The 17,805-nt window shown below is 74.7% G+C and carries 7 protein-coding genes; 4 read left to right on the top strand and 3 right to left on the bottom strand.

Going from position 1 to position 17,805, the window contains the following annotated elements:
• The first annotated feature begins 354 nt into the window (after nucleotides 1-354).
• The 4 genes from paaN to NX801_RS02705 all read left to right on the top strand — a co-directional run bounded on the left by paaN (nucleotide 355) and on the right by NX801_RS02705 (nucleotide 7,226).
• Complete coding sequence (gene paaN, locus NX801_RS02720) at nucleotides 355-2,109, top strand: phenylacetic acid degradation protein PaaN (protein WP_258785087.1); 1,755 nt, start codon at nucleotides 355-357, stop codon at nucleotides 2,107-2,109.
• 586 nt (nucleotides 2,110-2,695) lie between these two features.
• Nucleotides 2,696-4,486, top strand: coding sequence for a LuxR C-terminal-related transcriptional regulator (locus NX801_RS30665; protein WP_309505768.1), 1,791 nt, complete (start codon nucleotides 2,696-2,698; stop codon nucleotides 4,484-4,486).
• A gap of 191 nt (nucleotides 4,487-4,677) precedes the next feature.
• A complete protein-coding gene (locus NX801_RS02710) occupies nucleotides 4,678-6,117 on the top strand; it encodes an NAD(P)/FAD-dependent oxidoreductase (protein ID WP_258785086.1) in 1,440 nt (479 codons plus the stop codon).
• A gap of 287 nt (nucleotides 6,118-6,404) precedes the next feature.
• Nucleotides 6,405-7,226 carry an alpha/beta fold hydrolase gene (locus NX801_RS02705; protein WP_258785085.1) on the top strand — a complete coding sequence of 274 codons (822 nt, stop codon included), beginning with the start codon at nucleotides 6,405-6,407 and terminating at the stop codon, nucleotides 7,224-7,226.
• Nucleotides 7,227-7,357: 131 nt separating this feature from the next.
• On the opposite strand, the gene NX801_RS02700 is transcribed toward NX801_RS02705, so the two are convergent.
• The 3 genes from NX801_RS02700 to NX801_RS02690 form a co-directional block, all read right to left on the bottom strand.
• Complete coding sequence (locus tag NX801_RS02700; protein WP_258785084.1) at nucleotides 7,358-8,341, bottom strand: SDR family NAD(P)-dependent oxidoreductase; 984 nt, start codon at nucleotides 8,339-8,341, stop codon at nucleotides 7,358-7,360.
• The gene (locus NX801_RS02695; RefSeq protein WP_258785083.1) at nucleotides 8,338-9,591 is read right to left on the bottom strand and encodes an FAD-dependent monooxygenase; all 1,254 of its coding nucleotides are present in this window, start codon (nucleotides 9,589-9,591) and stop codon (nucleotides 8,338-8,340) included. The genes NX801_RS02700 and NX801_RS02695 overlap by 4 nt, the downstream gene beginning before the upstream one ends.
• Nucleotides 9,592-9,821: 230 nt before the next feature.
• A complete protein-coding gene (locus NX801_RS02690) occupies nucleotides 9,822-17,276 on the bottom strand; it encodes an amino acid adenylation domain-containing protein (protein ID WP_258785082.1) in 7,455 nt (2,484 codons plus the stop codon).
• Between the last annotated feature and the right edge of the window lie 529 nt (nucleotides 17,277-17,805).

The raw sequence follows: 17,805 nt of genomic DNA, 5'->3' as shown, positions 1-17,805 counted from the left end.
GGCCCGATCGACCGGCCGGCGAACCGGCCGGTCCGGCCCGGTGGCCGTTACTCCCCCGTCGGCCACCGGGCCGCTCCCCCCTGCCCTGCCGGCGCGTCGGCCTGACCTGCGAACGGCTCCCGGCACCTGCCGGACGGCGGCCCGGTGTGCTGTCACTCGCGACACGGGGTATCTGTCAAATTATGGCTGGAACTTTACGTGTTTATGCACATTTAAAATTAACTCTTGCCTCGTGCACCCCTTGCTGTGAATGAATGGTCATCGTTCAGTCCATTGAGACGCCACCGAGACGCGGTTGAGGCGTGACTCGGGCGCGACCACGTGACCGTGGGAACCAGGGGGAGGAACGCGGGTATGGGAACGTCCGGCACAGTGACCGCCGCCGGGGGGCGGCGGAATCCGGCAACCTACGTGCGGGAGTTGACGCACCGGCACGGGCCGACTCTCGACCGGGCCCGGGAGACCGTGCGCACCCGGGCGCACTGGTCGCCCTACCCGGAGGACACCGACGCCTACGGCCCCGGTGCCGCGGCCGGCGCCCGGGCCGCCCTCGCGGCGCTGCGCGGACAGGTCCTCGACCTCGGCCAGCCGGGGCGGGACGGCCTCGTCGGGCCGGCCCCCGCCGACGGCGGCGAGCGGTCGCCGTACGGACCCGAACTGGCGATCGCCTACCCGCACCACGACCCCGACACGCTGCTCCCGGCCATGCGGGAGGCCATGCCGGCGTGGCGGGAGGCGGGGGTGACGGCACGGGCCGCCGTCTGCGCGGAGATCCTGGCCCGGATCAACGCCGCCTCGCACGAGTTCGCCCTCGCCGCCGAGCACACCAGCGGCCACAACCCGGTCATGGCCTTCCACGCCGGAGCCGTACACGCCCAGGACCGGGGACTCGAAGCCGTGGCTCAGGCAGTGGAGGAACAGACCCGGCTGCCCGGCTCCTTCGTGTGGAGCAAACCGATGCCGGACGGCGAACCCTTCGTGCTGGACAAGACGTTCACCCTCCGGCCGCGCGGAGTGTCGCTGTTGATCGGCAACAGCGTCTTCCCCGCGTGGAACGGCTATCCGGGTCTGTTCGCCTCGCTGGCGACCGGCAACCCCGTCCTGGTCAAACCGCACCCGCGTGCCGTGCTGCCGCTGGCACTGACCGTACGCACCGCCCGGGAGGTGCTGGCCGAGGCCGGCTTCGACCCCAATCTGGTGTGCCTGGCTCCGGAACGGCCCGGCGAGGGACTGGCCCGCCGGCTCGCGGTCCACCCCGACGTACGGATCGTGGACTACGCGGGCACCACCGCCTTCGGTGACTGGCTGCGCCGAAATGCCACCCAGGCGAGGGTGTTCACCAGCACCTCGGCCGTCAACAGCCTGCTGGTCGAATCCACCGACGACTACCGGGGCATGCTGGCCAATCTGGCCTTCGGGCTCGCCCTCTACAGCGGTCAGCTCTGCACCAGCCCGCAGAATCTGCTGATCCCCCGGGACGGCATCGCCACCGACGCGGGGCACAAGTCCTTCCGCCAGGTGGTGGCGGACCTCGGCGGCGCGCTGGCGGAGCTGCTCGCGGACGATGCCGCCGCGGTCTCCGTCCTCGGCGCCCTGCTCTCGCCCGAGGTGCTGGCCCGAGTGGAGAAGGCCGCGTCGGGCGCGCTCGGAGAGGTGGCCGTGGCCCCGCGCGCCGTCGCCCACCCCGACCACCCGGACGCGGTGGTGCGCACCCCCGCCGTGGTGGTGCTGGACGCCGCCCGCCCGGAGGACCTGGCCACCTTGTCCGCCGAATGGCTGGGCCCGGTGCACTTCGCGGTCGCCGTGGACTCGGCCGCCGCGGGTGTCGAGCTGCTGGCGTGTACCGCCCGGGAGCGGGGCGCCCTCTCGGCCGGCGCCTGGACCACCTCCCCGGAGGTCGAGGCGGCGCTGGAGGCCGCCTGCGCGGAGGCCGGGGTCATGCTCTCCTTCAATCTGATGGGGCAGTGGTACATCACCCAGTCCGCCGTCTACTCCGACCTGCACGGCACGGGCATGAACCCGGCGGCCGGCGCGGTCTACTGTGACGCCGCCTTTGTGACGGGCCGGTTCCACACCGTGGGAGTCCGCCGCCACCGCGCCTCGGGCTGAGCCCGCCGCCCGGCGGGATCCCGGGTAGCGGGCCCGGCGACTTGCCGGGGGACTCCGGCAGGTCGGCAGTGAACCTTGGTGGGGTGGTCCGGCGGGGTGGTGGGCCGGTGGGCCGGTGGGCCGGCACGTGGCCGTGGTGCCGGTCGGCCGTGGTAGGGGTCGGCCGTGGTGCGTGGCCGCCGGTCCGCCGGGTTGCCGTACTGCGGGATCGCTTTCGACGGTTTCGGCCGGCCGATGTCTGCTGATGTCCGTCGGTTTCCGCCGGTGCCCGCGGGGCCCGTGGGGTCCGTGGATGTCTGCCGGTGCCCGCGGGGCCTGTGGGGTCCGTGGGTGTCTGCCGGGCGTTCTCGCCGGGTGGCTGCCCCGATCCCCGTTCCGGTCCTCCTGCCGACCTTCGTCCCGGCCCGCGTACCGGCTCTTGTCCGGCGCTCGTCCGGTCCCTGCTCCGGCCTCTCTCCGTCCCGTTCCGCTGGTCGCTCGTGTGCTGCCGCTCGCTCCTCCGTCAGCCCTTCTCGCTCTTCTCGCTGCTCGCTCCTCCGTGATTGTCCTGTCCCCTTCGGCCTGACCCTTCAGGGAGTGCACCCGTATGCTCTCGACACTCGCTCCTCCTCGCGATACCCCGCTGCGCGGCCGCCGGTGCGAACTGGACCGGCTGGGCGCCGTGTTGGACGCCACCCGCCGGGGCGGTACGGCCCTGATCGTGGTCGAGGCCCCGCCGGGCTACGGCAAGACCCAGTTGCTGCGCGCCGCCATGGAGCTGGCCGAGCGGCTGGGCTACGCCGTGGCCGGGCCGGCCGGTGCCCGCCCGGTTTCCCGCGCCGCCGCCGGGCTCCGGGGGGCCGGGGCGTCCGGGCGCCGGGGGCCGACCGGTGCCGCCCATCGCGTCCCGGGCGAGCCGGTGCTCGTGGTGCTGGACGAGTTCCAGCATCTGGACCCGGGGGCCGGTGCCGTCGGCGGGCCGTTCGCCCGGTACGGCGTCCACCGCGACCGGGTGGTCTGGCTGGCGGCGCGCCGTACCGACACCGGCCAGGACCGGCGCGGCGCCCTGCTGTCGGACCCGCGCCGCCGGTACGAGCGCCTGGTGCTGGGCCCGCTCGGGCCGGTCGCCGCGCTGCAACTGGCGGCGGACGTACTGGGGGTGCCGCCCGGGCCCGCGGTGGCCCGGCTGGTGGAGCGGGCCGGCGGCCATCCCCGGATGCTCACCGAACTGCTGATCGGCATGCGGGAGGAGGGCACCATCCGCACCGACGGCGCCGAGGCCGAACTGACCGGCGCCCGGCTGCCGGACCGCGTGCGGGCCCGGGTGCGCGCGACGCTCGGCCAGTACTCCCGGGAGTGCCGGCAGTTTCTGAGCGTGGCGGCCGTGCTGGGCGCCGAGGTGGAGTACACCGAGCTGTCCGCCATGCTGGGCCGCCCGCTCTCCGCGCTGCTGCCGGTCATGGAGGAGGCGTGCGCCACGGGGGTCGTACGGCACTCCGCCGACCGGCTCGTCTTCCACAGCGCCCTGATGCGCCACGCCGTCCAGGAGGTGGTGCCGGACGCGCTCAAGCGGGTGCTGCACCAGGAGGTCGCCCTGCTGCGCGCGCCCGGCGCCGCCCGGCCGGGCCCGCACGCCCCGGCGGACCTCCGGGAGCCGGGCGGCGAGGGCGCCCCCTGGGCCGTCGCGGCACCCGCGTACGGCCCGGGTGCGGTGCCCGGGTACGGCCCCGGGGCGGCGGACGGGTACGGCCCCGGCCCCTGGGACGCCCAGCGCTTCGGCGGCGCCCGGCCGGTGACGGAGCCGAGTTCGGCGGGCCGGCCGGGCCCAGCGGACGCGGTAGGAGCGGGAGTGGAGCCGGTACCCCGGGACCCGGTGCGCCAGGGGAACGGCGAGAGACCCGGCGACGGGGGAGCGGCGGCAGCGGAGGCGTACCCGGGCGTCGTACCGGCGGAGAGCGCGGCCCCGCCCCGGGGTCCCCGGCTCAGCGGGCAGCAGCGGGAGCTGGTGCTGCTGGTCTCCGAGGGGCTGACCAACCGCCAGATGGCCACCCGGCTGGGGCTCTCTCCGCACACGGTGAACTACCACCTGCGCCGGCTCTTCAAGGGCTACGGGGTGAACTCGCGTATCGACCTGCTCCGGGCGGTCGCGGAACACCACCGCCCGCCGGCCGGCGCCCCCGCCGTCCCGGGCGCCGGTCCGGGGAGCCGCCCCGGCGCCCCGCTCGCCCCCGCCCTGCTGGCCCCGCTCGCCTCTCCCCCCGCCCCCACCGCCGCGGCCCCCGCGCCCGCCGCCCCCGCACCCCGCGCCCCCGCCGGCCCGGCGACTCCCGCTGCCCCGTTACCCCCGTCCGCCACCGGCCGCCGGCCCGTTCCGCGCGGCCGGCGCCGCCGCCCCTGAGCCGTTCCCTTGCCCTGAAGAGCCCGAAGACCTCGGAGGCCGTCACGACCACCAGGACCGTCAAGGCCGTCAAGGCCGTTGAAACCGTCAAGGGCTCAAGGGCGGCGAAGTCACCAAAGCCGTCAAGCCGTCAAGCCGTCAAGAACTCAAGACCGAAAAGACCGTGAGGACACGCAGATGGAGAGGGACAGATGAACGCGCTGGACATCCCGACCACTTGGCCCGCCCAGGCGCCCGCCCCCGAGCGGCGGACCGGCTGGCTCCGGGACGCCTTCGCCGCCGAACCCGACGACGGCAAGTCGCCCGCGCTGGAGGGCGACGCCCGTTGTGACGTGTGCGTGGTCGGCGGCGGTTACACCGGTCTGTGGACCGCCCTGGAGATTCTGCGCCGGGCCCCCGGCACCGACATCGTGCTGATCGACGCCGATGTCTGCGGCGGCGGTGCCAGCGGCGCCAACGCCGGTTATCTGATGCCGATGTGGGCCCGGTTCAGCAGCCTGGTCGCCATCAGCGACCTCACGGAGGCGCGCCGGCTGGGCGAGGCGTCCGAACGCGCCGTGGACGAGATCCTGGACTTCGTCGACGAGCACGGCATCGATGCCGAGTACCGGCGCGGTCCCTGGCTCTGGGCGGCCTCGTCCGAGGCCCAGCGCGGGGCCTGGAACTCCACCCTGGAAGACCTGGCGCGGGCCGGGGTGGAGCCGCTGCGCGAGCTGAGCCCGGACGAGACGCGCCGGGCGGTCGGCACCCCGTCCCACCACGGCGGGGTGGCCGACCCGCACTGTGCCACCCTGCAACCCGCCAAACTGGTGCGCGGTATGCGGCGGGTGGCGCTGGAGCAGGGCGTACGGATCCATGAGCACACCCCGCTCACCGGGCTCCGCCGGGAGAACGGCGCCACCCTGGCGGTGACCCCGCGCGCCACGGTCCGCGCCGACCGGGTGGTGCTGGCGATCAACGCCTGGGCGGGCCAACTGGAGGAATTGGCCGACCGGATGGTCACGGTGGCCAGCGACACGGTGCTGACGGTGCCGGTGCCGGACCGGCTCGCCGCGATCGGCTGGCGGGACGCCACCTCGGTCTGCGACGCCCGCAAGCGGCTGAACTACTACCGCACCACCGCCGACGGCCGGCTGGTCTTCGGCAAGGGCGGGGTCGGCCTGGCCCCCGGCAACTCGGGCGCGAGCACCATGTGGGGCGGCGCCCTGCGCCCCGGCGAGGTGCGCCGCCAGTTCCTGCGCCTCTTCCCGGAGCTGCGGGACGTGCCGGTGGACACGATGTGGACCGCGCCGGTCGAGTACGCGGTGACCTCGGTGCCGTTCGCCGGCCGACTGCGCTCGGTGCCGGGCGTCTGCTACGCCACCGGCTACTCCGGTGACGGCGTGGGCCCCTCCAAACTGATGGCCAAGGTACTGGCCTCGCTGGTGCTGGGCACCGACGACGAGTGGTCCGGGTCGGCCTTCGCCCGTACCCCGGGCGGCGCGATACCGGGCGAGCCGGTACGGTACGCCGGCTCCCGGGCGGCCCTCGCGGCGCTGCGGGCGGTGGAGGAGCGGGAGGACCGGGGCGCGTTCGTGCCGGGCCCGGTGAAGCGGCTGGTCTCCCTGGACCCGTCCGTCTTCCGCCGCTGAGGCGGCACCCGCACCGGGACCGGCGGCCGGCCCGCTCCGGGCCCCCGAGGGGAGCGGGCCGACCCCGTCGTACCGCCGTACGGTCCGCGCCGTACGTCCCGGGACGGGCGGACTCCCGCCGTACGGTCCCGCCACGCGGTCCGGGGCGTACGGCGGCCATCCGTCCCGGGGCGGCCCGCACGTCCGGGCGGGTGCGGCTACTCGTTCGAGTAGCGGGGCCGGGCATACCGCAGTGAAACCGACGGAACGCCCACCGGGGCGGCCGGGCGCCCGGTTAGCGTGCGCGGATGACGACCTCTCAGTACAGCTCGCCCGCCCCGCTGGTCCTGGGCTCGGGTCCGGCCCTGGTCCTGGCGCACGGCGCCGGCAGCGACGTGCGGGACAGCTACGGCCCCGTCCTGGACGAGCTGGCCCGTCGGCACACGGTCATCGGCCCGGACTATCCCGGCTCCGGCGACACCCCGCTCCCGGACGCCCCGCTGTCCCTGGACGCGCTGGCCGACCAGGTGGTGGCGGCCGGGGTACGGGCGGGCGCGGAGACCTTCGCCGTGTCGGGCTTCTCGATGGGGACGACCGTCGCCGTCCGGGCGGCGGTACGGCACCCCGAGCGAGTGACCGCCCTCGTCCTGTCCTCCGGCTTCGCCCGGCCCAACGCCCGGCTGCGGCTGGTCGTCGACGTCTGGCGGGCGCTCGGCCGGACGGACGACAGCCGGACGCTGGCCGCCTATCTCTCCCTGGTGGTCGGCGGCGCCAGCTGGCTGGACGAGCGCTCCCCGGAGGAACTGGAGGAGCAGCTCGCCCTCTTCGCGGCCGGTCTGCCGCCGGGGACGGACCGGCAGCTGGACCTCTTCACCACCATCGATGTGACGGGGGACCTGGCGGCGATCCGGGTGCCCACGCTGGTGGTCTCGCCGCTGGAGGACGTCCTGACCACCCCGGCCCACTCCCGGGAACTGGCCGACGGCATCCCCGGCGCCGAGCTGGCCACCCTGGACTGCGGTCACGCCATCGCGGCGGAACGACCGGACGCCTGGGCCGCGTTGATCACGGACTTTCTGGCACGCACCGCCGCGGCCGCCCCCCGCCCGGCCGTGCACGCCACCCCCTGACCGCACCCGCGCACACACACCGGCCCGTCCGGCGGGGAGACCGTCGGACGGGCCGGTGTGTGCGGGGGTCCAGGTGCTCCGGGGGGCGGGGGACGGGCGGCCCCGACCGCCCCCCGGAGGCCGTCAGTCGGTCAGCCGGTCAGCGGGCGGAGGTACCGGTCCAGCAGCGGGTCCGGCAGCAGCCGGGCCAGCACCGCCAGCCTGCGGACATCGGCGCCCACCCGGTAGCGGGCCCGGGGCCGCGTCTCGGTGAGCGCGCGGGCCACGGCGCGGGCCATGTCCTCCGGGGTGGTCCGGCTCTCCTCGGCACCCCGCTCGTTGGCGGCCAGGAACTGTTCGAACCGGGCCCGGTAGAGGGCGGCCACCTGGCTGTCGGTGTGGCTCAGCGCCTCCCGGGCCACCTCGCCCACCTTGCCCCAGATCGGCGTCTTGATGGCGCCCGGCTGCACGACGCTCACCGACACCCCGAAGCCGCGCAGCTCGCGGCGGAGCACATCGCTCAGCGCCTCCTTGGCGTACTGGGCGGAGGCGTACGCGCCCAGATAGGGGAGCGCCACCGTGCCCAGGCCGGAGGTCACATTGACGATCCGGCCCCGGGAGCGCCGCAGTTGGGGCAGGAACGCCTGGGTGACGGCGAGCTGGCCCACCACATTGGTCTCCAGCTGCCAGCGCAGCCGGTCCGCCGGTACGCACTCCAGCGGCGCCGACACGCACACGCCGGCGTTGTTGACCAGGCCCCACAGGGCCCGGCCGGCGCCCAGCCGCTCGGCGACGCGCTCGGCCGCCGCGCCGACGGACTCCGCGTCGGTGACGTCGATCCGTACCGCCTCGACCCGGCCGTACGCGGCCGCCCCGGCGAGCTCCTCGCCGTCGGCCTCCCGGCGCACCCCGGCGAACACCTCGAAGCCGGCCCGCTCCAGATGGAGCGCGGCGGCCCGGCCGAGCCCGGTGGAGGCCCCGGTGACCAGCACCGCGCGGCCGTACGGGACGGGCGCGGCGGTCCGGGGGCCGGCCGCCGGGGCGGTCCGGGCGCCGGAGTCCGGTGCTGCTGCCGTCGGCACACTCGTGGTGCTGCTCGTGCTGCTCGTGCTGCTCGTGCTGCTCGTGCCGCTCATCGGACCCCCTCCGCCACCGAACCCGAACCCGAACCCGCCACCGAACCCGCGAGCGCGGCCGAACCCGCGAGCGCGGCCGGTCCTGCGGGCGGCTCCGGGGTGAAGGTGAGCGCCTGTTCCAGGGTGGCGGTCAGCTTCCGGTCCGGCATGAAGCGGAAGTAGGCGTCCCGCACCGGGCGGCGCACCGGGTTCTCCGACTGCTCGAAGTCGCTGACCGAGCGGGAGGAGGCCACCATCGCCCGGGTACGCTCGCGGCGCTCGTCCTCGTACGCCCGCAGCGCCGCCGGGATGTCGGTGGCGTCCCGCAGCCGGCGGGCGAGCACGGCCGCGTCCTCGATCGCCATCCCCGACCCCTGGCCCAGGCTGGTGAGCATCGGGTGCGCGGCGTCGCCCAGCAGGGTGACCGGGCCGCTGCCCCAGCGCTCCAGGAAGACCCGGTCGCGCGAGGGCACCGCCAGGATGTCCCGCTCCGGGGTGACGGCGATGGCCCGCTCCACCTCCTCGGCCCAGCCGGCGAAGGCCCGCGCCACCTCGTCCTTGCCGCCCCGCCAGTTGTGCGAGCGGGCGGCCGGCATGTTCTTCGTGCCCCACCAGTAGAGGAGGCCGTCGCCCATGTCCACCAGCCCGAAGCGCTGGCCGCTGCCCCAGTAGTGGGTGACCGAGCCGGGGGTGAAGCGCGGGTGGCTGAACGGCGTCAGGGCGAGCCAGACGATGTAGCCGCTGTCCCGGGAGTGCTCCGGGCCGACCAACTGGCGCCGGATCGCTGACTGGAAGCCGTCCGCCCCGATCAGCACGTCCCCCTCGGCCTCCCGGCCGCCGGTGAACCGTACGGTGACCCGGCCGGTGGCGGGGTCGGTGGTGAAGTCCTGGGCGGCGGAGCCCAGATGGACCGGTATCCCCTCGGCGGCCTCCAGCAGGGCCTGCTGAAGGGTGGACCGGGTGATCAGCACACTGGGCACCCCCAGCCGGCGGATGATCGAGGGGAACGGGAACTCCCTGATCAGCCGGCCGCGAGCGGTGCGGACGTGGTACGACTCCAGCACCTGACCGCGCTTCTCCAGGCCCAGGTCGAGCCCGATGGACCGCAGCGCCCCGATGGCGTTGCTCATCACCGAGAGCCCGGACCCGGCGGCCCGCAACTCGGTCGCCCGCTCGTGGACTTCGACCTGCCAGCCGGCGTCCCGCAGCGCGGCGGCCGCGGTCAGGCCGCCGATACCGGCCCCGACGACCAGGGCCTTGCGGCCACCCACCCGGCCCCCGCCGGCTCCGGTGCCGCTCCGGTGTCCGGCGCTTCCGTGCCCGCCGGGCCCGGTGCCGCTCCCGCGTCTGCCGCCCCCGTACCCGTCGGGCCCGGTGCCGCTTCCGGTCCCGCTCCCGTGTCCACCGCTCCCGCCGGGTTCCGTGCTCCCGCTCATGCCGCGCCCCTCGCCTTCGCTCTCCGCCGCTCCTGCTGCTCCCACTGCTTCCGCCGCCATCCCGCTCACTCCGCGATCAGTCCGGCGACGACCTCGACGACATGCGCGATATGCGGTTCCTCCATGATCGTCAAATGGTCGCCGGGCACGTCGATCACGGTCAGCTCGCCGCTGGTGCGCTCCCGCCAGCCGTTGGTGGGGTCGCGGTGCATCGACTGGATGGCGGTGTGCATGGTGTCCAGCACCTCGGGCAGCGGCTCGGTGGCGTGGATGAGCACCAGGTCCTGGTCCACCACCTCGGGCCGGTAGGCGAACGCCGCCCGCCAGTTGGCCTCGTACACCTGGAACAGCCGGTGCACGACCGCCCCGGTGGCGCCGGCCGGCAGCACCCCCTCGTCCACCGCGAGCTGCGCGATGAAGTCGAACTTCTCCTCCAGCGTTGTGAGTTCCGCCGGGATCACCTCCTCCGGCGAGTCACCGCCGCGCCGCAGCCAGAGCAGCTCCCAGAAGAACCAGCTCAGCAGCGCGTCGTCGCTGGTGCGCAGCCGGCGGCCCGGGTTGAGCGCGGTGGTGTCCAGCAGCACCAGCCGCCGCACCTCCTGCCCCTGAGCCCGCAGTTGCCGGGCCATCTCGAAGGAGACGAACCCGCCGAAGGACCAGCCGCCGATCAGATACGGTCCCTCCGGCTGCACCTCGCGGATGCGCGCCACATAACTGGCCGCGATCTCCTCGACGCTCCTCAGCGGCTCGGTGCCCGCGTCCACGCCCGCCGCCTGGAGGGCGTAGAACGGTCGGTCGTCCGGGAGATGGGCGGCGAACCGCACATAGCAGAGGACATTGCCGCCCATCGGGTGGACGAAGAACAGCGGGCGCTCGGTGCCGCCGGTGCGGATCGGCACCAGCGGGTCGAAGCCGGCGACCGCGCCGCCGCCCCGCAGCCGGGCCGCCAGCTCCGCGACCGTGGGCGCGGCGACGAACTCCGAGAGCGGCACCGCCGTTCCGTACCGCTGCTCGATCAGCACCACCAGCCGCATCGCGGTCAGCGAGGTGGCACCCAGCTCGAAGATGTTGTCGTGCACGCCGAGTCCGGGCACGCCCAGCAGCTCGCGCAGGATCTCCGTGAGCGCCTTCTCGTACGCGTCCCGGGGTGCCGTGGTCTCCCCGGAGCCGGTGGTGGCGGTGAGCGGCAGCTCGCGCAGTGACCTGTCGTCGCGCTTGCCGCTGGGGGTGAGCGGCAGCGCGTCCACCCACTGGAAGTGCGAGGGCACCAGGTAGTCCGGGAGCACCGAGCGGAGCTGCTTGACCAGTTGGGGCAGCTCGGTCCGGTCCGGGTCACCGACCAGGAAGGCGGCGAGGAACGAGTCGTTGCCATCCCGGCGCCGGGCGACCACCGCCGCCTCCGCGAGCCCCGGGTGGTCGGCGGCGAACCGGGTGATGGCCAGCTCGACCTCGGCCGGCTCCACCCGGTAACCCCGCACCTTCACCTGGGAGTCAGAGCGCCCGGTGCACACCACGGAGCCGTCCGGCAGGACGTACCCGAGGTCGCCGGTGCGGTAGAGCCGCTCGCCGGGCGCGCCGCCGGGCCGGGCCACGAACCGCTCGTCGGTGAGGTCCGGGCGGCCCGCGTAGCCGAGCGCCAGGCAGGCACCGCCCAGGTGGAGTTCACCGGTCACCCCGGGTGGCACCGGCCGCATCCGGGAGTCCAGCACCAGCACTTCGGCCCCGTCGACCGGGACGCCGATCGGCGGCAGCGGCGGGAAGGCCGCCGGGTCCCCGGTCATGGTGTGCCGGGTCACCACATGGGACTCGGTGGGCCCGTACTGGTTCTCCAGGATCACCCCGGGCAGCGCGGCGCAGAGCGCGCGGATCTCGTCGGTGATCCGCAACTGCTCGCCGGAGGAGAGGATCGCCTTGAGCGAGCCGGGCACGGTGCCGAGCGCCTGTGCGGTCTCCGCGAGCTGCTGGAGGGCGACGTACGGCAGATAGAGCCGTTCCACCCGCTCCCGGTCGAGCAGCCGCAGCAGCGCGGGGAGGTCGCGGCGCTGCTCCTCGGAGAGCAGCAGCAGGGTGCCGCCGCCGCAGAGGGTGGAGAAGATCTCCTGGAAGGAGACGTCGAAGCTCGTCGGCGCGTACTGGACGGTGACCCCGCCCACCACACCGCTGGGCTCACCGTTCTGCCAGGCGACCAGATTGGCCAGCGCCCGGTGCGGCATCTCCACGCCCTTGGGCGCCCCGGTGGAGCCGGAGGTGAAGAGCAGATACGCCACGGACTCCGGATCCAGTGCCGCCGGCAGCCCGCCCTCGGCGGCCCCGGACCCGGTGGCTCCGGTCCCGGTGGCTCCGGGGGCTCCGGTGGTCACGGACCCGGCGGCCCCTGTGCCGGGGCCTTCGTCGAGCAGGGCGGCGGCCGGGACGACCGGGGCCCCGTCGGCGCCGCCGAGCCGCTGGGCGGTGTGCGCCGCGTCGGTCTCGTCGGTGGCATGGGTGACCACGGCCACCGGGGCGGCCTGGGCCAGCATGGCCGCGATCCGCTCGCGCGGATAGGCGGTGTCCAGCGGCACGGTGGCGGCGCCCGCCTTCAGTACGCCGAGGAGGACGGCGATCGTCTCCGGCGAGCGCTCCATGGCGATGCCCACCCGGGCGCCGGGACCCGCGCCGAGCCCGGCCAGCCGCCGGGCGGCCCGGTCGGCCGCGTCCGCCAGCTCGGCGTAGCTCCAGCGCCGGTCGCCGTGGACCAGCGCGACCGCCCCGGGGGTACGGGCGGCCCGCTCCTCGAAGGCGCGCACCACGTCCGGCGCCGGGCGGGCCGCCGGGACCGGGCCCAGGGGTGCGGCGAGGAAGCCGAAGTCCACCGGCTCGGCGGCGTGTTGGACGACTCGCTCCAGGATGCCGGTGAAGGCCCGCCCGTACAGCTCGGCCTGGTCCTCGGTGAACAGCCTTCCCTGGTAGTCCATGCGCAGCCAGATCCCGTCGCCGTCGGGCTCGGTGACCGCGTTGACCAGGAGCGCGAAGTTGGTCTCCTCCCAGGTGCGGAAGTCCAGCGAGGTGATGCCGGGCAGCGCGAACACCTCGGCCAGCTGGCGGAAGTGGATGTAGTTGAACGCCGTGTCCAGCACGCCGTGGCCCAGGTCCTCCTGGATGGCGCTGAGCGGATAGCGGCGGTACGGGTGGCTCTCCTGCTCCTGGCGGAACGCCTCCCGGACGGCCCCCAGCCAGCTCTCCGGGGTGCCGGTCACCCGGACCGGCATGGTGTTGAGGAAGAGCCCGGCGGCCCGCTCGGCGCCCTCCCGCTCCGGTCGGCCGTGCGTGACCAGACCGGTGACCAGGTCGTCCTGGCCGGAGAACATCCGCAGGGTCAGCAGATGGGCGGTGAACAGCACGGACTTCACCGGCAGCGTGTGGTCCCGGGAGAACTGCCGTACGGCGTCCACCAGTTCGCCGGACAGATCCACCCGGCGGGTGATCTGCTCCCCGCTGCCGGGCGCCTCGTGCGGCCGGAAGCCGGCCGGCTGGAGCTGCGGCGCCCCGGCGAGGTAGCCGGTCCAGTGCTCCCGGGCCTCCGCCGACTCCAGCACCCGCCGCTCGGCCAGCACATGGTGGGCGGCCATGGCCACCGGGGCGTCCGGCACGGCGCCGATCGGCTCGCCCAGCAGGTGCGCGTAGTCCTGGAGGAGTTCGCGCATCAGGGTGGCGACACTGCCGCCGTCCAGGATGGCGTGGTGGAAGCTGAGCACCAACTCCACGCTCTCGGGCAGCACATGGGCGCGCAGATGGTGGAGCGGCGCCTGCTCGAAGACGTACCGGTGGTGGCGGCGCTCCTCGATGTGCGCCGCGATGGCCCGCTCGGCCTCCTCCGCCGGGGTGCCCCGCAGGTCCCTGATCTCCAGGGCGCCTTCGACCGTGTCGTCCACGATCTGGAGCGGCTCGGCGTGACCGCCGAGGTCGAAGGAGGAGCGCAGCGCCGGGTGGCGGGCGACCAGCAGCCGGTGGGCGGTGGTGAACGCCTCCGGATCCCAGCCGGCGAAGGCGAAGCTGTAGCGGAACACGTCCCGGTAGACGCCCGAGTCCGGCTCGACCCGGCTGTGGAAGAGCAGCCCCAGCTGGAGCCGGTTGGCCGGCCAGGCGTCCCGGTGGCCTTCGAGCCGGGCCCGGTCCACCCCGGAGACCAGGGCGAACGGCTCCGGGTCGGGGCTCTCCGGCCCGGCCTCACCGGCGGTGGTGAGCGGCGCCAGGGCGGCGACGGTGGGGTTGCGTACGAGATCGCTGAGGTCGAACCGGTAGCCGCGCCGCTCGGCCAGGGCGCGCACCCGCAGCATCAGGATGGAGTCGCCGCCGAGCGCGAAGTAGTCGTCGTCCACGCCGACCTGGTCCGCGCCGAGCACCTCGGACCAGACGGCGGCGAGGGCGGCCTCGGCGGCGTTCCTCGGCCCGGTGTGCTCGCGCCGGACGGGCGCCGCCGCCACCGGGTCCGGCAGGGCGCGCCGGTCGGCCTTGCCGTTGGGGGTCAGCGGCACGGCCGGGATGCGTATGAAGACCGCCGGGATCATGAACTCCGGGAGCGAGCGGGCGAGTTCCGCGCGGAGCGCCACCGGGTCGTGCTCCTCGCCGGCGACCCGCGGGACGTAGTAGCCGATCAGCCGGGTGCCCCGGTCGGTGCTGTGGTGGTCCACCACCACCGCGTCGCGGATGCCGTCCAGCGACGCCAGGGCGTTCTGCACCTCGCCCAACTCGACCCGGTTGCCCCGGATCTTCACCTGGCCGTCGATCCGGCCCAGGTACTCGATCTCGCCGCCGGCCAGCAGCCGGGCCAGATCACCGGTGCGGTAGAGCCGGCCGCCGGGGGCGAACGGATCCTCGGTGAACTTCTCGGCGGTCAGCTCCGGCCGCTCCAGATAGCCGCGCGCCACCTGGACCCCACCGACGCACAACTCGCCGGGTATCCCGACCGGCTGCGGCTCGCCGTACGGATCCAGCACCCGCAGCGCGGTGTTGGCGACCGGCGCCCCGATCGGCACCCGGCGCACCGGCCGCCCGGGCACGGTGGGGCAGTCGTGGTACGACACGTCCACGGTGGCCTCGGTGGGCCCGTACAGATTGGTCAGCCCCGGGGCGTCCGGCAGCCCGCCCAGCACCCGGGCGAACTGTTCCACCCGGGCGGCCGGCAGCGCCTCGCCGCTGCAGAACACCCGCCGCAGGCTCGCCGCCCGCGCCACCAGCCCGGGCTCCGCCTCCAGCAGGTCCAGGAACGGCCCCAGCATCGACGGCACGAAGTGCAGCACGCTCACCCGGCGTTCGGCGACGGTGTCGAGCAGGGTGCGCGGGTCCCGCTCGCCGCCCACCGGCAGCAGGGCGAGACCGGCGCCCTCCACCGCCCACCAGAACAGCTCCCACACCGACACGTCGAAGGAGACCGGTGTCTTCTGGAGCAGGGTGTCCCCGTCGCCCACCGGATACCGCTGCTGCATCCAGGCCAGCCGGTTGATCACCGAGTGGTGCTCGACCATGACGCCCTTGGGCCGCCCGGTGGAGCCCGAGGTGTAGATGACGTACGCCAGGTCCCGGGGCCCGGCCACCGGATCCGGCCGGTCGGTGGGCCCCTCGGCCACCAGCCGCTCGGTGTCCAGCACCGGCACCCCGGCCGGCACGTCCGGCTCCGGCGCCCCGGGGCCGGTCAGCACCGCCCGGGCCCGGCTGTCCTGGAGCAGGAAGGCGATCCGCTCGGCCGGGTAGCCGGGGTCCACCGGCACATAGGCGGCCCCCGACTTCAGCACGCCCAGCAGCGCCGGCACGGTGAGCGGCCCGCGCTCCAGCAGCACCGCCACCCGGTCGCCGGCCGTGACCCCCTCGGCCCGCAGCGCGTGGGCGACCCGGTTGGCGCGCGCCTCCAGCTCCGCGAAGGTCAGCGTCCCGCCGTCGGCGGCGGTCACCGCCACCCGGTCCGGGGTGCGCGCGGCCTGCTCCTCGATCAGCCCGTGCAGGGTGGCGTCCGAGCGGTACGCGGCCTCCGGCCCCTGCTGCGCCCGGGCCAGCCCGGCCCGCTCGGCGGCGGTGAGCACCGGCAGCTCCAGGGCGGGCCGCTCCGGCTCGTCCAGACCGGCCCGGACCAGGGTCGCCAGCTGGCCGGCGACCGCCTCGATGGGGAAGTCGGCGTCGAAGACGTCGGTCGCGTAGTCCAGCTCGACGCGCAGCTCAGCGTCGTCGGTGGTGTCGGTGGTGTCGGTGTTATCCGCGTGATCCGCGCGATCCGCGTCGGCTGTGTCGGCCGTTTCATTTTCCTCGCCGAACGCGCGGATCAGCACCGAGAGCGCGTCCTGCTCGTGCACCGGGGCCGTGATCACGGTGTCCCGTCCGGCCCCGGGCAGCGCCGCCGGCCGGGGGTAACGCAGATAGGAGACGACCACGTCGAACAACTGCCGGGAGCCCGCCGTCCCGGCCGGCAGATCGCGCAGTACGTCCCCGAGCGCCAGCCGCTCGTGCGCCCGTACCGCGCCCGTACGCTCCCGTACCAGCCCGGCCAGCTCCCGCAGGGTGGCACCCTCGGACACCGGTACTCGCAGCGGCAGGTTGTTGGCGAACTGCCCGGCGGTGGCGCGCTCGGCGTCGGTGACCCGGTTGAGGAACGGCACGCCGAGGACGATCTCCTCCGAGCGGTGCACCCGGGCCAGATAGGTCGCGAAGACGGCGGTGAGGTACGCGAACGGGGACGAGCCGCCGGCCCGGATCCGGGCGACCAGATCCTTGCCGAGCGTGAAGGTGTGGTGCCCGCGCCGGGCGGCGGCGTCGGCCGGCCGCTCGGGGGAGCGCGGGAAGAGCACCGGGACCACCCCGTCGAGCGCCGCCCGGTGGAACGCCCGCGCCGCCTCCCGCTCCGGCGACCCCTGATAGGCCGCGTCGGCGGCGGCGAACTCCCGGTAGGAGGGTGCCCGGGATGCCTCTTCCGGCGCGGGGCCCGCGCCCGGGACCAGCCGGGCGTACTCGGCCCAGGTGTCGCGGCTGACCTGGTTGAGCGTCCAGGCGTCCACGATCAGGTGGTGGGCGTTGAGGTGGAGGTGCAGCACCCCGGCGCTCTCCCGGACCACCGCCGCCCGGAAGAGCGGGGCCCCGAGCAGCGGGAACGGCCGGGTGAACGACTCCTCCCGCCATGCCTCCCAGGCCCGCTCCGGCTCGGCCTCCCCGGACAGATCCACCCAGGCCACGGCCTCGCCGGGACCGCTGTCACCGGCGGTCCCGCCGGCGCCTCCACCGGCGGGGCCGTCCGTGGTCCGGGTCGTGGTCCACGTCGTGGTCTCGTCGGCGGTCCACTGGTACGGGACGCCGTCCCGCTCCCCGAACCGCAGCCGGAACACGTCATGCCGGGCCAGCGCCCGGCCGAGCGCCGTCCGGAGCGCGGCGGCGTCCACCGGGCCGGTGGTCCGCTCGTCGATCACGACATTGAACTGAGGACTGTTCGGCGTCTGGAATTCGACCGCCCAGATATCACGCTGGTACGACGTGAGCGGAAAATCGCGGCGTGCAGCCACAGCGATCCCTTTCTCTTTTCCGTGCAGGCGAAAAGTTTTACGAGGACGGATTCCGGACACCGGCAACCGGAAATGGAATTGCCTGTTCACGATAGGTGCGCGTGCCGTCACTCAGCCACTGCCTGCTCGGGTAGCCCGCCCTACTCGGATGAGTGGCCGATGAGTGGTACCACTGCTCCCAGCAGCCCTTTCCTGCCCTCGCCGCGCCGTTTTCCGTCTTCGCCCGGCGCCCTTGCCGAACGAAAAGCGGCCGTTGTCGGACAGCGCGGTGATCGCCTTCTGTGAGGGGCGCCACACGGGAAGGGTGGCGAATGCAATTTCACCCGGGCCTCACCCGAGTCTCGCCCGGCTCTCACCCGGATCTCGCCGGGTCCTCGCCCGGCTCTCATTCGGGTCTCACCCGGATCGCGCCCGGTTCCCGTGCGGCACTGACGCGACGGCGGCGCACGGGAATTCCGCCGCGTTTCCCTCAGCCGTCGGCCGCCCCGGGCCCGGACCTCGCGCCCCGGCCCCCGGCCCGCGTCCGGGC

Source organism: Streptomyces pyxinae (assembly GCF_024756275.1).
Classification (GTDB): Bacteria; Actinomycetota; Actinomycetes; order Streptomycetales; family Streptomycetaceae; genus Streptomyces; species Streptomyces pyxinae.
This window is presented reverse-complemented; position numbering and strand designations above follow the sequence as displayed.

Coding starts and splice junctions, on each gene's coding strand:
- paaN (WP_258785087.1), top strand. CDS start 355: ATGGGAACGTCCGGCACAGTGACCGCCGCCGGGGGGCGGCGGAATCCG.
- NX801_RS30665 (WP_309505768.1), top strand. CDS start 2,696: ATGCTCTCGACACTCGCTCCTCCTCGCGATACCCCGCTGCGCGGCCGC.
- NX801_RS02710 (WP_258785086.1), top strand. CDS start 4,678: ATGAACGCGCTGGACATCCCGACCACTTGGCCCGCCCAGGCGCCCGCC.
- NX801_RS02705 (WP_258785085.1), top strand. CDS start 6,405: ATGACGACCTCTCAGTACAGCTCGCCCGCCCCGCTGGTCCTGGGCTCG.
- NX801_RS02700 (WP_258785084.1), bottom strand. CDS start 8,341: ATGAGCGGCACGAGCAGCACGAGCAGCACGAGCAGCACGAGCAGCACC.